This window comes from Polaribacter sp. IC066, from assembly GCF_007997085.1.
GTDB lineage: Bacteria > Bacteroidota > Bacteroidia > Flavobacteriales > Flavobacteriaceae > Polaribacter.
This window is the reverse complement of record NZ_VORR01000003.1, coordinates 106,664-123,226: the sequence shown is the minus strand read 5'-3', so window position 1 is coordinate 123,226 and position 16,563 is coordinate 106,664. Positions and strand designations below refer to the sequence as shown.

At 30.2% G+C, this 16,563-nt stretch carries 14 protein-coding genes; 11 read left to right on the top strand and 3 right to left on the bottom strand.

What is annotated here, in order from left to right:
* The 3 genes from ES044_RS18735 to ES044_RS01830 all read left to right on the top strand — a co-directional run.
* On the top strand, positions 1–196 hold a 196-nt coding region (locus ES044_RS18735; RefSeq protein ID WP_223269086.1), incomplete at its 5' end, for a hypothetical protein.
* A gap of 278 nt (positions 197–474) precedes the next feature.
* The gene (locus ES044_RS01835) at positions 475–2,454 is read left to right on the top strand and encodes a T9SS type A sorting domain-containing protein (protein ID WP_147186858.1); all 1,980 of its coding nucleotides are present in this window, start codon (positions 475–477) and stop codon (positions 2,452–2,454) included.
* Positions 2,455–2,551: 97 nt separating this feature from the next.
* On the top strand, positions 2,552–3,271 hold the full coding sequence (locus tag ES044_RS01830) for a 3'-5' exonuclease (RefSeq protein WP_147117621.1): 720 nt from the start codon (positions 2,552–2,554) through the stop codon (positions 3,269–3,271).
* Between the two features lies 1 nt (position 3,272).
* Here the strand turns inward: ES044_RS01830 and ES044_RS01825 are convergent, their stop codons facing one another.
* From ES044_RS01825 to ES044_RS01815, 3 genes are all read right to left on the bottom strand, one after another.
* On the bottom strand, positions 3,273–3,680 hold the full coding sequence (locus ES044_RS01825) for a putative toxin-antitoxin system toxin component, PIN family (RefSeq protein ID WP_147186856.1): 408 nt from the start codon (positions 3,678–3,680) through the stop codon (positions 3,273–3,275).
* Positions 3,670–3,885, bottom strand: a complete 216-nt coding sequence (locus ES044_RS01820; RefSeq protein ID WP_147117620.1) for a hypothetical protein — start codon at positions 3,883–3,885, stop codon at positions 3,670–3,672. Before ES044_RS01820 ends, ES044_RS01825 begins: the two co-directional genes overlap by 11 nt.
* A 153-nt stretch (positions 3,886–4,038) precedes the next feature.
* Positions 4,039–5,907, bottom strand: coding sequence for an ABC-F family ATP-binding cassette domain-containing protein (locus tag ES044_RS01815; protein WP_147117619.1), 1,869 nt, complete (start codon positions 5,905–5,907; stop codon positions 4,039–4,041).
* Between the two features lie 321 nt (positions 5,908–6,228).
* Between ES044_RS01815 and ES044_RS01810 the strand changes: the two genes are divergently transcribed.
* From ES044_RS01810 to ES044_RS01775, 8 genes are all read left to right on the top strand, one after another.
* Positions 6,229–7,245, top strand: coding sequence for a sugar phosphate nucleotidyltransferase (locus ES044_RS01810; protein ID WP_147117618.1), 1,017 nt, complete (start codon positions 6,229–6,231; stop codon positions 7,243–7,245).
* A complete protein-coding gene (locus tag ES044_RS01805) occupies positions 7,245–8,225 on the top strand; it encodes a tetratricopeptide repeat protein (RefSeq protein ID WP_147117617.1) in 981 nt (326 codons plus the stop codon). Before ES044_RS01810 ends, ES044_RS01805 begins: the two co-directional genes overlap by 1 nt.
* A gap of 69 nt (positions 8,226–8,294) precedes the next feature.
* A complete protein-coding gene (locus ES044_RS01800; RefSeq protein WP_223813538.1) occupies positions 8,295–8,999 on the top strand; it encodes a DUF4292 domain-containing protein in 705 nt (234 codons plus the stop codon).
* Entirely contained in the window at positions 8,999–10,234 is a 1,236-nt protein-coding gene (locus tag ES044_RS01795) for a murein hydrolase activator EnvC family protein (protein WP_147186853.1), read from the top strand. The genes ES044_RS01800 and ES044_RS01795 overlap by 1 nt, the downstream gene beginning before the upstream one ends.
* A gap of 342 nt (positions 10,235–10,576) precedes the next feature.
* The gene (locus ES044_RS01790) at positions 10,577–13,558 is read left to right on the top strand and encodes a hypothetical protein (protein ID WP_147117614.1); all 2,982 of its coding nucleotides are present in this window, start codon (positions 10,577–10,579) and stop codon (positions 13,556–13,558) included.
* 10 nt (positions 13,559–13,568) lie between these two features.
* Entirely contained in the window at positions 13,569–14,576 is a 1,008-nt protein-coding gene (locus tag ES044_RS01785) for a mechanosensitive ion channel family protein (RefSeq protein ID WP_147117613.1), read from the top strand.
* A gap of 566 nt (positions 14,577–15,142) precedes the next feature.
* Complete coding sequence (locus ES044_RS01780) at positions 15,143–15,904, top strand: GLPGLI family protein (protein WP_189663144.1); 762 nt, start codon at positions 15,143–15,145, stop codon at positions 15,902–15,904.
* A 261-nt stretch (positions 15,905–16,165) separates the two neighbouring features.
* The gene (locus ES044_RS01775; protein ID WP_147117611.1) at positions 16,166–16,495 is read left to right on the top strand and encodes a hypothetical protein; all 330 of its coding nucleotides are present in this window, start codon (positions 16,166–16,168) and stop codon (positions 16,493–16,495) included.
* The last annotated feature ends 68 nt before the right edge of the window (positions 16,496–16,563 follow it).

Sequence of the window (16,563 nt, the reverse complement as noted above, 5' to 3'; positions counted from 1 at the left end):
TAAGGCAGAATGTCTTGAAGTAAGATTACATCAAAGGCTCATCGCATTACTTATTGCTATTCTTACCATTGTGGAAGAACTATTTCCCGAGGTAGATTCTCGAAAAATGATGACTAGGATGATAGCTGATTCTGATTATTTTCACAGGATCAAAAGAATTTTTGAGCCAGATCCTAACTTAAAACTAACCGAATAGTAGCTTGAAAAGTTAGTTTTGGAACAAAAGCAATAAACTTGTAATGATCAAGTGTTTAACTTACTTAAAGTCACTCAAAAAAAAATCTAAATCTCAATGTTCTTACGTTCTTTGGAGGTGCGAAACTTGAGTCATTAATTAACAAATCAATAAAATTTTAACAGCCAAATAATTAAGTAATAAAAAGTTACGGGGTAACATTAAATTAATTTTAAAATAGCTTTGTTTTTATTTTAATTTTATAATTTGCACTCAAACTAATTTTAAATATTTAAAACATGAAAAAAAATTACATTTTTACTTTATTAATGACACTTTGTTTTAGTGCTGTTTCTTTTTGTCAGGGATCAGAAACATTTACAGATGCAACACTGCCAAGCTCTTATTCAGACGATAGTTTTGTTGGTGCGGGTGGAGTTACTTGGACTTATTTAGGGTCAAGAGATGCAAATGGCGATTCTAATAACTCTGGTATTTCTTTACCAGCGATAATGTTAAGAAGGGTTTCTGATAACAGTAAAATTACGTCGAGCACAATAGTTGGCGGAATTGGAGATTTTTCTGTGAAATTATATAAAGGTTTTACAGGCGGTGGCGATAGGCAAGTTGAACTTTTTATAAATGGAGTTTCTAAAGGAACTTCGACCCCTTTCGATGATTTTAATGAACAAACCTTTACAGTTTCTGGTATCAATATATCTGGTGATGTGATTATAGAAATCGTAAATACAACTTCGAAGCAAGTTATTATTGATGATATAACTTGGACAGCTCCAAGTGCTGCCCCATCTGTTACAGTTACTAATGGTTCTGAAATTTCAGAATTAGATTACTTTTTTGGTAACGGTCCATCAGCAGAAAAGGATTTTTCAGTTGGAGGAACAAATTTAACAGAAGATATTCTTGTTACAGCTCCAGCAAGTTTTGAAGTTTCTTTAGCTTCAGGAGGTACTTTTACAGAGTCATTTACACTTACTCAAACAAATGGCGTAATTACTTCTACGGATGTTTATGTTCGTTTAAAAGCAAGTTTGGCAGTAAATACGTATGCTGGTAATATTGTAATAACTTCTGCGGGTGCAGATGATGAAACAGTTGCTTTGTCTGGTGAAATTAGCCCTGCAGAGGCGCAATTTTCGTATACAGCATTCTTAAATGATTTTAATTATGTTGAAAGTGACGCACTTCCATCCGAAGAGCAAACATTTACAGTTGAGGGCTTGTTCTTAACAGGTGATCTTATGGTTACTGCTGCAGCAAACTACGAAGTTTCTTTAACAACAGCAAATGGATTTGCAGATGCGGTAACGATAACACCTAGTTCAGGCTCAGTAGCGGAAACTACGGTGTATGCTCGTTTAAAAGCAGGTTTAACACTAGGTAGCTATACCGGAGATATTACTATTTCTTCTGCAGGTGTAGCAGATGGTATGATTACAGTGAACGGTACTGTTTTTGGAGGAACAACGAATAGTATAGTAATTACAGGGGTTTATGACGGTTCATTAACTGGCGGAAATCCAAAAGGTATTGAAGTTTACGTTTTAAAAGATGTTGCAGATTTATCTTCATTTGGTGTGAGCTCTGTTTCTAATGGTGGTGGTTCTACTGCGGGTACTGTAGAATTTGCTTTTCCTGCTGGTTCAGCAACTGCCGGAACTTTTATATATGTTTCTACAGAAGAAGAAGGTTTTAATACATTTTTTGGAATGAATCCAACTTATACTTCTGGTTCAATGGGAATTAATGGAGATGATGCTATTGAATTGTATGAAAACGGACAAATAATTGATGTTTTTGGTGATGTTAATAATGATTTTTCAGGGCAAGTTTATGATTATTTAGATGGATGGGCGTATAGAAAATCGAATACAAGTCCTGATGGTACTACTTTTACTACCGAAAATTGGACTTATAGCGGTGTTGACGGTTTAGAAGGTGGTACTAATAATGCAACGGCAACAGTGCCTTTTCCTATTGGTTCTTATGCAAATACTACGGCATCTGTTCGTAATACTTCCATAGAAGGTTTCACAACCTATCCAAACCCTGTTACTAACAACATCTTTACAATTAAAAGTAATAGTTCAGAGACAAAAGAAGTTTCTATTTTTAACGTATTAGGTAAAAGAGTGCTTTCATCAAGATTTTCTGGTATACAATCAAATGTTGATGTTTCATCAATTTCTGCGGGTCTTTATATTTTAAAAGTAACAGAAGGAACAAAAACAGCTACTTCTAAATTAGTAATTAGATAATTCGTTATCTTCTAATAAAACTTAAAAGCTTCAAATTAATTTTTGGAGCTTTTTTATTTTTAGTATCTTTCGCTAGAAAAGGAAAAAATAATACGCTATGAATCTTACGTACACATTAAATAATATTTTATTTTTAGATATTGAAACCGTTCCTGAAAAAGAAAATTGGAATTTACTTTCAAAAGAAATGCAAGGTCTTTTTGAGAAGAAAACACAGTACCAACGTAAGGATGAGTTTACAGCAGAACAGTTTTATGGAAGAGCTGGTATTTGGGCAGAATTCGGAAAAATAATATGTATTTCTGTTGGCTACTTTGTAGATGTAGAAGAAAGCAAACAGTTAAGAATTACCTCTTTTTTTGGTGATGATGAGCATCTGCTTTTAACCGACTTTAAAGTTGTGTTAGATAAACACTTTTCAAAACAAGCAAATGTTTTATGTGCCCATAACGGTAAAGAATTCGATTTCCCTTTTATAGCTAGAAGAATGATTATGCATCAAATAGAATTACCTAAAAAGCTAAATTTATTCGGAAAGAAACCCTGGGAAGTGCCGCATATAGACACTTTAGAATTATGGAAATTTGGCGATTATAAACATTATACCTCCCTTAAATTATTGACTTCAATTCTAGGCATTCCGTCACCAAAAGATGATATTGATGGCAGTGAGGTTGCAGATGTATATTATAAAGAAAAAAATTTACAAAGAATTGTAACGTATTGCGAAAAAGATACCATTGCCGTGGCACAGATCTTACTGCGTTTTAATAATGAAAACTTAATTGAAGATAAAGATATTGTAAGTGTTGATTAATTTAAGATTGTTCAATAAAATCAGAGAATGTTATAATTTGTGTGTGTTTAATTTTTTGTAAAACTAATAAATCATTGTCTCCTGTAATTAAAAAATATGCTTTAGAATCTATAGATAGGTTCAGTAGAAAATTATCTTTCTTATCTCTACAAATTTGAATATTTGATGCTACTTTTGCTATTTCTCCGTATTGGTCAAAATATTTAAGCATTTTCTCAATATCAGATTTTTGAAAATATTTTTTAAATTTTGGACTCCTTACAACATCGATAAACTCCTCGATTAATTCATCAGAAAAGATTAAAATAATTTTCTTGTTTTTGATTAATTTGTTGAGCTGATGTAAATTATTTGAAATGAGAAAACTAATCCAAAGGTTCGTATCAAGTATTATTTTCTTACTTTTCATAACGTGATTGTCTCACTTCCTCAACTTCTTTTGTGATTTCTTCAAGTGTAATTTCATCATTATTTTTATTTCTTAATTTTTTTAGTAATGAAGAAAAATCAGAATCATTTTCAGTTTTACTAATCTTAATAAGATTTAAATCGGCTAAACCAATTAAAAGCTTTTTTGCTTTTGGATTTAGTATATCAATTCGAATAGTTTCCATTTTAATTCTATTTTTTTTAAAATTTAAGCAATTATTTTAAATAGGAAAATTTTACTAGAATCAAAAACTATAATCTTTGTTAAGTTTTGTAAAAATAAATACCTCGCACATCCTCTAGATTTCTACAAGAATCTGTGCAAAATAATCATTTATTTACTCTTCTAATTTCATAGAAAGCTCTAACCAACGCTCTTCTTTTTGCTCTAATTCAGCTGCAATTTCTTGCAACTCTTCAGATTTTTCAGGAATATTATCTGTAGCAATTTCTACATTTAAAAACTGATTTTCGATTTTTAATTTTCTTTTTTGAAGTCTTTCTATTTCTGTTTCTAAAGAGCCAAATTCTCTTTTTTCATCAAAACTTAAGGTGTTTTTTGATTTCTTTTTTTCAACCTTTTTCTCTTCCAATTTCTCAACAGGCTTTTCTTCTATTTCATTATCGGTAGAATTTTCATAGGCTCTAAAATCTGAATAATTTCCCGGAAAATTTTCTACAACGCCTTCGCCTCTAAAGACAAAAAGTGCATCTACAATCTTATCCATAAAATAACGATCGTGAGATACCACTAATAAGTTTCCAGGAAAATCTAATAAAAAGCTTTCTAATACATTTAAGGTAACTACATCTAAATCGTTTGTAGGTTCATCTAAAATTAAAAAGTTAGGATTTTGTATTAAAACGGCACATAAATACAAACGTTTTTGTTCTCCTCCAGAAAGTTTTTCAACAAAATCATATTGTTTCTTTTTATCAAACAAAAAACGCTCTAATAATTGAGAAGCAGAAATTTTTCTTCCTTTGGTAAGCGGAATAAATTCTCCAAACTCTTTTACAACTTCAATTACTTTTTGTCCTGCTTTAATATTGATTCCTGATTGTGTGTAATAGCCAAACTTAATGGTTTCTCCAATAACAACTTTACCGCCATCTACAGGAGCTTTTTCGGTAATAATATTTAAGAAAGAAGATTTTCCTGTTCCGTTTTTACCAATAATTCCGATGCGTTCTCCACGTTTAAAAACATAGTCGAAATTGTCTAAAATAACTTTATCGCCAAAAGATTTTTGCAATTTATGAAGCTCTAAAATTTTGCTTCCTAAACGTTCCATATTAATTTCTAACTGAACGGTATGGTCTTTTCTACGCTGATGCGCTTTGTCTTTTATCTGATGAAAATCATCAATTCTAGATTTAGATTTTGTAGTTCTAGCCTTTGGTTGCTTTCGCATCCATTCTAATTCCTTTTTAAATAAGCTTTTTGCTTTTCCTAAATTGGTAGCCTCTAAAGCTAAACGTTCTTCTTTATTTTGTAAATAGTAAGAATAATTTCCTTTGTATTTGTATATTTTGCCTTCATCTAACTCTAAAATTTCATCACAAACACGTTCTAAAAAGTAACGATCATGGGTTACCATAAAAAGTGTGATTTTTTCTTTTGCAAAAAAGGCTTCTAACCATTCTATCATTTCTAAATCTAAATGATTGGTTGGCTCATCAAGAATTAGTAAATCTGGTTTGTTGATTAAAACAATCGCTAAAGACAGCCGTTTTTTTTGTCCGCCAGAAAGCGATCCTACTTTTAACGTTAAATCGTCTAATTTTAATTTTGATAAAATTTGTCTGTATTGCGTTTCAAAATCCCAAGCATTGTGCTGATCCATTAAATCGAAGGCAGCCTGATATGCATCAGCATTATCAAGATTTTTTAGGGCTTTTTCATATTGATTTACAATAGTAAGTATTTTGTTATCCGTAGCAAAAATGGTTTCTTCAATAGTCAAATCAGGATTTATATCGTCCTTTTGAGCCAAATAAGCAATGCTAATTCCTTTTCTACTAACCACTTGCCCAGAATCTGGTACATCTAAATTGGCAATAATATTTAATATAGAAGTTTTTCCACTTCCGTTTTTAGCAACAAAAGCAACCTTTTGGTCTTTACTAATTCCAAATGAGATGTCTTCAAAAAGTACTCTCTCTCCATAAGATTTAGAGATGTTTTCTACAGATAAATAATTCACAAGTTTTATTTTTTGCAAAGAAACAAAAAACCCAAGCGTTAACTCGAGTTTTTGATATCATTTATAAACAAACGATTATTAGTTGGGGGACAACATTTTTTCTTTCTTTGTACACGTTAAAGATATAGAAAATAAAAGCACTTGTCAATCCTTGTTTACCATGATATTTGCGTCTACCGGTAAACAAGGAGGCGTCTACCGGTAAACAGGGAGAAGAATGTTTTTAGAAATACTTTTGTTACGCTCCAAATTAAGAAAAACAATCTTTAGCATGTCTTAATTAATGGTATCTTGCAAGCCTATTTAATTTAAAAATATTATATGAAAATTATTGTTCCTATGGCCGGTATTGGCTCTCGTTTAAGACCTCATACACTTACAGTTCCTAAACCTTTAACGGTTATTGCGGGTAAACCCATTGTACAACGTTTGGTAGAAGATATTGCGGCTGTAATTGATGAAGAAATAGAAGAAATAGCTTTTGTAATAGGAACTACAGCAAAAGGATTTCCTGGCGATACGAAAGAAAAATTATTGAATATTGCTTATAAATTGGGCGCTAAAGGCTCTGTGTATATTCAGCACGAAGCGATGGGAACTGCGCACGCAATTTATTGTGCAAAAGAATCTTTGAGCGGTCCTTGTGTAGTGGCATATGCAGATACTTTGTTTAAAGCAGATTTTACGTTAGATGTGCATGCAGATGGCGCTATTTGGGTTAAAGAAGTTGAAAACCCAAGTGCATTTGGAGTGGTAAAATTAGAGGATGGCGTGATTACCGATTTTATTGAAAAACCAAAAGAATTTGTTTCTGATTTGGCAATTATTGGTATTTATTATTTTAAAAGTGGTGAGAAAGTATTAGAAGAAATTCAATATTTAATCGATAATGACTTAAAAGAGAATGATGAATATCAATTAACAAATGTTTTAGAATCTTTAAAACAACAAGGTGCTAAATTTATGCCGGGTAAAGTAACTTCTTGGATGGATTGTGGAAAGAAAGACCCAACAGTAGATACCAATAAGCAAACTTTACAATTTGAACATGAAGCTGGCAATAATTTAGTTTCTGATGATGTGGTTTTAGAAAATTCAGAAATCATTCAGCCTTGTTATATTGGTAAAAATGTTGTTTTAAAAGATAGTAAAATAGGGCCGTATGTTTCTATTGGTGAAAATAGTGTGGTTACAAAATCTACGATTGTGAATTCATTAATTCAGACAAACGTAACGATTTCTAATGCTAATTTAGACAATGCAATGATTGGCAACCATGCAAAGTATAACGGTAAATTTACCTCTGTAAGCATTGGTGATTATACAGAACTAACATAATGACTTGTATAGTAAAGAATATAAAAGCAAGTAAAGGAAGTCAATTTTATTTTTTTAAATTGACGTTCTTCTCATTTTTTATTTTTCTTTTCTCAATGCAAGTAAACGGGCAAGATAGTATTCTTGAAATTGAAGATTTAACAGAAGCGGCAGATTTAAAATTTCAGCAATTCTTTTTTAAGGCCTTGTCTCAAAAATCAATAGGCAATTATCAAAAAGCCCTAGAAAATCTAGAAAACTGCAATCAGCTTTTAACGAGTAACGTGGCTGTTTTTTTTGAATTTTCAAAAAATTATTTATTTTTAAACAATATTTTATTAGCCAAAGAATATATTAACAGAGCGTTAGAGCAAGATGCTGATAATATTTGGATGTTAAAACATTTGGTAAAAATTCATCAAAAAGATAGAAATTTTAAAGAGGCTATTATTGTTCAGCAAAAAATAATAACAGCCGAACCTAAAGAAAAAGAATTTTTGGTTAGACTTTATTTATACGATCGGCAATATAAAAAAGCGATTTCTTTAATGAACACTTTAGAAACTGAAAATTCATTATCATCAAACCTAAAAAGGCTTAAAACAAGTTTAGAGGCAAGAAAATCTGATCTCGTTAAAGAGGTAAAATTAACCGATATTAGCGCTTTAGAAGATCGGTTTAGTAGCGATAAATCTTATCAAGTTTTAGAGCAAATTTTAAAAATTTCTGATGATAAACCCGCTGTTTTATTAAAATATAGCGATGAAGGTATTTCTCTATTTCCGGCACAGCCTTATGTTTATTTAATGAAAGGGAAAGCTTTAAACGATTTAAAAGATCATAAAAAGGCACTTTCGGTGTTACAAAATGGTATTGATTTTGTGATAGAAGATATTATGGAAGCTAATTTTTACCAAGAAATGTCAAGAGCCTATCAAGGTTTAGGAAATAGAAAAGACCAAAATAAATACAAGCTAAAAGCTGAAAAATTGAAAAGTTAATTCATGAGATTTTTAAAATACATACTTCTTTTTACAATGATACTCACTTCTTGTAAATCAACAAAAAATATGATGAATGTCAAGGCAATAGCCAAAGATATGTCTGCGAAAAAAGTAGCAAGAAAGCATATAGCCGCTAATTTTGATAGAAAGACGATTGATGCGAAACTAAAGGTTAATTTTGATAATGAAAAAACAAATCAAAGTTTGTCGGTAAGCATGAAAATTAAAAAAGATGAAGTTATTTGGTTAAAAGGAACTAAATTTCTCACAATTTTTAAAGCAGAAATTACTCCAACTTCAGTGCGGTACTATTCATCGGTTTTTAAAAATTATTTTGAAGGCGATTTTTCGATGTTAGAACAGTTACTCGGTGTTAAGATTAATTTTGAGCAGTTGCAAAATCTGTTTTTAGGGCAGTCTTTAATAAATGTAAAAGAAGAAGAACAAGAGGTAAAAATTGGAAATAACACGTATGTTTTATCGCCAGAAAAGCAAACTGAATTGTTTGATATTTTTTTCACCATCAACCCAGCTCATTTTAAATTAAATCAACAAGCTATTATCAATGCCGATAATAATTTGCGTTTAGAGATCGATTATCCTTCTTATAATTTAATCGATACTGAAATTTTTCCTTCACAGGTTCAAATAAAAGCAAAAAACTCAAAAAGGGTTACAACAATAGATTTGATTTATAAAACGGTTGTTTTTGATACAGCGGTAGAGATGTCTTTTAATATACCAAGCGGTTATAAAGAGTTAAAGTTTTAATGGGTACTTTAAAGTTTCATATAATTTTTTCGTTGATTTTTTTGATGAGTTTTTCTTCTTTTAGTCAAACAAAAGAGCAGTTAGAGTTGCAGCGCAAAAAATATAGAGTAGAAATCACCAAGCTGAATACGTTGCTTTTTAGTGAAATAAGGAAAGAAAAAAATGCATTAGAAGAGTTAAAAGACATCAAACAAAAAATTGATGTCAGAAATAAATTGATCAATACCATTAATTTAGAAGCACAACTTTTATCAAAAGGAATTAGAACCAATCAGCGTAAACTGCAAAAACTGAACAAGAGTTTAGAAGATTTAAAGGCAGATTATGCGGCAATGATTTACAAGTCTTATAAGAGTAAATCGCAACAAAGTAGAACAATGTTTTTGTTGTCTTCACAAAATTTTTACCAAGCGTACAAACGTTTAGAGTATATGAAACAATATACATCTTTTAGAAAAAAACAAGGTGAAGAAATTCTTGTACAAGCTGTTTATATTAAAAAATTAAACGATTCTTTAGGCTATCAAAAACGTGTAAAGGATACCTTGATTTTGGTAGAAAAAGATCAAAAAGCAGCAATAGAAGTAGATAGAAAGAAACAAGAAGGTCTTATTACAACCATTAAAAAGAAAGAAGGCAAATACAAAAGAGAGATTCAGCAGAAAGTTAAAGAAGAAAAGCGAATTGCGGCAAGAATAGATAAAATAGTAAAAGAAGAAATTGCGAGCGCTAACAGATTGGCGCTCTCTAAATTAAAAGATAAACCCGCAGCTACCAAGAAAAACGAGTTTATATTAAGTCCGGAAGCAAAAGCACTAGCTGCAAAATTCGAATTGAATAAAGGAAAACTACCATGGCCAATTCAAGAGGGCGTGGTGGTTAGAAGGTTTGGGAAACAATCGCATCCTTCATTTCCAGGAATTATAATTAATGGCACAGGTTTGCATATTGTTACCAGTAAAGGTAGCAGTGCTAACGCTATTTTTAACGGAGAAGTTTTAAACATTTTAGTGGGTTCTGGCGGAACAAAAAACGTGATGATACGACACGGAAACTACATTACTTCTTACAATAATTTAGAGAATTCTTATGTTCAAAAAGGCGATAAAATAATCACAGGGCAAAAGATAGGGAAGATATTTACGGATAAAATTACGGGTAAAACAACGCTCGTTTTTGTGCTGTTACAAAACACCAATAAACTAGATCCTGCTTCTTGGATGTTAAGAAGGTAAAACATTTTTAAAATTGAAGTTGCACCAATTTTATGGCAGCTTTAACTAATAACACGCTTTTTTTTAGTTCGTTTTTAAGATAATTTGACAAAGAATTAGGCTCATTTTTGATTACAAATAAGTCAAAAGAGTTTTTAGAATAAATTAAATTCACAATTTATTACCGTAAAGCTACAATTCAACTCCAATTAATATCCTCTAGATCAGCCACCTTTTATTTTTTGCTTTGGATTTTTAAAAATTTGATGTTCAAATATTTTTATGAAATCATTCAATATTCTTTTGTAATTTGCATTTAAAAACAGGGGCATCTAATATCCCTTTACACCTTTAATTTTATCTATGGAAGAGATTATTTCACAGCAACAGAGTGCCATAGTAACGCTGTATAATGAAAAATTAGTACCGGTTTTTTTACAGAAAATTACAGAACATCATAAAGTAATTTTAAAGATAGAAGAGCTTCAAAAAAAATTGACTTCTAAAAGTTTTGAAAAGGAAGATAAGGATCTTGTAATTATAGATTTAAACACCTATAAAGCCAATATAGAAACTATTGTTTCAAGCTATTTTTCATCCTTAAATTTAGAAGGAGAAGTGTTGTTTGATGCTTATTATACTTCGTTAAATATCCATTTAGAGACAGTTAATGAAGTTTTAAATCGTACGCAAGATAAAGAGCGTTTTTTGGGTTTAGAAACAGATTCTAAAATACTAAAGTTTCAAAAAACGATTAAACATTTGTTGTTTAAAGTGTCTAAAATTCCTTTGAAAACAACCAATGTTTTCAGAAAAACTAAAAAAGAGGTAATTTTTTGGGGACAAGAAATTCCGCTTAAAAATGCAACAGAATATTATTTTAAAAGCGAGCTTACCAATAAATTAGCAGTGGTTATTGAAGCTTTTTATAAAGAAATTTCTGAAATCACCAACAAATATTGGTCAATAGATAAGCAAATTGATGCGGCAATAGAACTTTTTTTAGAGAACAATGTTCCTTTAATTTTTTCTGATGAATTATTTTCTGGTATCAGAGAAATACCTGCTGCCGAAACAAGAATTGAGCATTATAAATTAGTTTTTAGCGAAATTTATGAAGCCACTGTTTTAAAATATACAAACGCCTTATACAAAGTCGATACTATTGAGTTATCTGCTAGTTTTTTTAAGACACATAAAATTATAAAGTATCAAAAAAGTGTTGTCGAAAAAAGTCAAAAAGAAGAATTGCTTTGGCAGAATACCATGAGCGTTTTTAAAAGCGATTGGGAGTTAGACATCGAAATACACCAAATTGTTTTTAACGTGTTGCTGAACTATAGCGAACTTGAAAAATCAATCCATAAACGAACTACAATAATTGAAAAGGAGTTAGAAGTCATTAAAAAATATGTACATGCTGTAAAACTGGTCATCACAGATAAAAAGACAAGTACAGCTATAAAAAACAGTATTGTAAGTGAACTAAAAAACCTTAAGACTACCTTTCAAGAAATAATTGATAAAACAACCACACTTGTTAGCAACCAAGAAATTTCATTACAAATTAATCAATTTGAAGAAAGTACACAGAGTACTTTAAAAACACTGTCTACAAAAAGAGCAATTAGTACAGACAATAATTACGTGTCTAAAACAACAACATCTTCTATCAATTATATTTCGCCTTATGAACTGGTAAGCTATCAAAGTTGGTCAAGTCTTGCAGGTAAAATTAAGCAAGCAAAAGTAGATTTGAATGTAAAAGTAACTACTTTTATAGAAGATATAAATGCATTAGATAATATAATTGAGTTCAATTTAGAATCTGCATTGTCTCTTTTTGAAAATATTTCTCAAGAAAATACGCCTAAAAAAGTGGCGTTAGAAGGATTAGAAAGAAGTGAAGAAAAAGTAGAAAATTTAAAAAATACGCTGGCAAATTTAAATATTGCGAATGCCGAATTATTACTACCAAGTATCGAGGCGTTTAATAAAAGTATTTTAGCGTTAACAGATACCGAAAATATTGTAGAAATTAGGCTCATTATAGCCAAAGCAAAATCTATAGAAAAAAGTAAACTCCTTAAAAAGAAAGTAATAAATAACGCAAAGAATTTTATACCAATAGCGTTACTTTTTATAAAAACCAACTACTCAAAATCGGTAGCTTTTGTAAAAAGCATATTGCATAAAACGGGTTTGTTTAATGAAATTACAGAAGTAAATAGCGATTTATCAGACTTTTTAAAACAAGCAGAAAAAGCGTTAGATGAACTGCCTTATGTGTACCAGCGTTTATTTCGTTCTGAAACTTTACAAAACGAAGCGCTGTTTATAGGAAGAATCGAAGCTATTGACACCTTGCAAACTGCTTTTAGTACATTTGACAAAGGTAATTTTGCTGCGACTATAATTGTGGGAGAAAGAGGTTCTGGTAAAACTTCTTTAATTCATTATTTTCTGAATAAGAACAAACAAATTACTAAAACAATCTTTTTATCATCAAACGTAAATATTAGCGAAACGAACGAGTTTATGAATTTTTTGAATACTTCTTTTTCGAAAGATTTTAGTAGTATAGAAGAATGGATTCAGTTTTTTAATAGCGGCAAGAAAAGAACAATTGTTTTAGAAAATGTACACTATTTATATTTTAGAAAGGTAGGAGGTTTTAATGTATTGCATCAACTTTCTGCCATAATTTCTGCCACAAAAAATAATGTTTTTTGGATTGTTACTTCTGCTAAATATGCATTTCAATATTTAGATAAGCTGTTACAATTATCAGAGCTTTTTGCATTTACCATAGAAATGAATGAAATAGATAAAGAAACCATAAAAGAGGCCTTAATTAGAAGACATAAGATTAGTGGTTATAATTTATATTTCGAAAAGCCACCGGTTTTTTATCTGTCTAAAAAGTTTTTAAAATCTTCTTTAGAAGCACAACAAGAGAGTTTAAAAGAAGAATTTTTTAGTGATATTCATAAAATTGCACAAAGTAATTATAAAATTGCTTTTATGTATTGGATTCGCTCTACAGTTATGGTTTCTGGCAGTACCATTCATATGCGTTCATTAAAAACGATTGACACATCATTTTTAAATAAAATAGCACCGATAAAATTATTAATGCTCAATAGTATTTTATTACAAGAAAGATTAGATATGAAAGATATTGTAGAGCTTTCTAGTTTAGATGCGCAACATACCCAAAACATTGTGCATAATTTGCAGGAAAAAGGCTTATTAACAATAGACGACGGTGAGTTTTATACCATAAATATATTTTTATACCGTCAAATTACTTCTCTTTTAAAGAGCAAAAACGTGATTCATTAAACCTGATACCATGAAAAAAATAGTATTCATTTTTTTTCTTTTTTTAGCCAGTTTAATGGTTGCAAAAGATAGTAGCGTTGCGTTTCAAGAGCCTTTATCGCCAATAATACAAAAAGCAGATACTGCAAAAGTTACAACGTTAGACATTAATGAAATTGTAAAATCAGAAGCTCAAAAAGAAGTAAAAAAAGAAGTAAAAGCGACTAAAGATAAAATAGTTAAAAATTTAACGCCGCCACCCATCTGGGAATTTTTTTCTGCGGGCAAAATTATTTGGGCATTAATTTTTATCATTATTGGCTATCTGCTCATCCGTTTTGTAGTTTCCTTACTTGAAAAATATGCAGAAAAATTTACAAATCAGCGTATTACCATCAAAGGAATTATTCCGATAATTAAAATATTCGGTTGGATATTTATCATCGTTTTAATCATTGTCGGCATTTTTCAGCCACCGTTAGCAACCTTAATCGCAGTTTCTGCATCTTTAGGTATTGCCGTCGGGTTTGCATCACAAGATATCATTAAAAATATTTTTGGCGGTGTCATTATCTTATTAGACAGGCCTTTTACGGTGGGCGATAAAATTGAGGTTGGTAGCCATTATGGCGAAGTTGTAGAAATTGGTTTACGTTCTATTAGAATTGTTACCGCAGATGATTCTTTGGTAAGTATTCCGAACGGAGAGTTAATGAATCAATCTGTTTCAAATGCGAATACAGGTGAAGCCAATTGCCAAGTGGTAGCAGAAATTTATTTACCAATTACTGTAGATACAAAGCTTGTAAGACAAATAGCAAACGAGTCTGCACAAGTGTCTAAATATATCTATTTAAACAAACCAATTTCCGTACTGTTTTTTAACGAAGTAAAAGAAGGACGTTCGTATTTAAAAATGCGTTTAAAAGCCTATGTAGTAGATATTCGGTACGAATTTGCTTTTAAAAGTGACATGACAGAAATTGTAATGAAACAACTTTTAGAACAAAAAATAATGGATCCAAAAGACTTGAGATAGGGTTTCGTTTGTTTTAATTAATATTTTCAAATATTTGGGGAGTTCCCTAAAGTAGTGGAGTACACTTACCTGTTATTTTCAATTTGTGTTGTTGGTTAATGCTAATTTTGAATAGTTTTTTAAAAACTTACCATATCTTTTTTATCCCTTTGTTGTAAAATAGCAATTAATGAATTATTAAGATTATAAGATTTTTTGTATCTGTTTAATGATATAGTTTTACAACTGTAGCAAATTTCAATGGTAAAATAGAGATTGAAACAAACAATACGAAAGAACTTAAAACTGTAGTTGTCGAATTTAATGGAGTAAGTATTCAAGATGATTTTTTTTTGGATGCGTTGAAAAAGGAACTATTTTTTATAAAAAATTAAGAGATGCAAGGTATAGTTAGAGAGCGCTGCAGCTGAATAGGAGCTAGTGTTAGAGAATGCAGTAAAAGAGTATGCGCATGGCTTCATGTTCTTGTGTTATATGATGATTAATTTTTGAACAATAAAAAGCTTTGATTTTAACTAAATAAGTTTGTTTTATTTTTTAAGTGAACTTTTTTTTAATTTTAAATGATGATGATAAAAACGTTAAACTTATTTTTATTTTGTTTTCTAATTAGTATCGCAGTTTTTTCGCAATCTAAAAAACAATATATCAAAGCCAAAGTTAGTTATGGTATAAAGACATATATAGATAAAAATCTAGGTAGACATAGAGTTTTGTTAGGGTCATTTCCAGAATCGATGCCTAAAGTAGAAACAGTAGCTTCAGAATTTGATTTCACTCTGGTTTTTAACGATTCCATTTCCATATTTTATTTGGAGCGTAAATTATTTTCTGCTAAACTCGCTGCTTTTTTAACAACTACTCATGTAGGTTTTTATGGTCGCATTAAGCAACAACCAAATAATTATATAACAGAAGAGTTACAAGAAGATTTTGGAAAATTTTTAGTAGCACGTTCTTATCAAGAATGGCAATTGCATGATGAAACCAAAATGATAGGAGAGTACTTATGTTTTAAAGCAACTACGTCTAATACAATTACAAATCCTAAAGGTGAAGTATTTACGCGTAATTTTACAGCATGGTATACCCCACAATTACTTTATAAATATGGGCCTTTAGGCTATGGCAATTTATCTGGTTTAATCATAGAATTACAGGGAGAAGGATTTACCTACGGAGTAAAAAAAATAGTTTTTTATGAGGACATTGAAGAAACAAAAGAAAATAAAATGCCCGCATTAAAAAGAAAAAAACTAATTACAGAAGTAGAGTTTGAAAAACTGGCTGCAGAAGATGAAAAACGCTGGTTAAATAAAAATGAATAGTATCTTGTACTTTTGTAATGTAATCGTGGAATACGCTGTTTAATTGTATTTATTAGCATTTTATCGTTTAAATTATGGCGTGTAAAATTTAAATTATTATTTAATTTTTTTGAATATTAAAAAAGTTACTTTCACCAAAGTAATAAGCCATTCTCATATTTGTAACTAATTATAACTTTAATGTGTATACTCTTAAATAAAACTTAATTTCTCTTGTTTATCTGTTAATTGCATAATATTAACTAATTAACCATTAATATTATGAAAAAATTATTATGCATCGCATTTTTTAGTATTGCAATTATGGTAAATGCTACAGCGAAAAAAGAAACTGTTACAAATAACTCTAAAGAAGTTATGATCGAGAAAAGCGACTTGGATAAAAAACTTAAAACTGAGAATATCGAATTTAATACAGATATTTCTGAAGTGGATATGTTTTTTGGATCTGGAAGTCAAGGAAACTCAATGTATGCTGAATATAGAGGAGCAGGTATGAGTCATAGAGATGCAAGAGCAGAGAGAAGAGCATATGTTAGAGATTTTAGAGGGAATGGGCCTGATGAATGGTTATCTATTTTTATAAGTTGAGCATATTAACAAACAAATAATAATTTTTAAAGCACAATTGGTGTTTATATAAATAAAAAAGGTTGGTT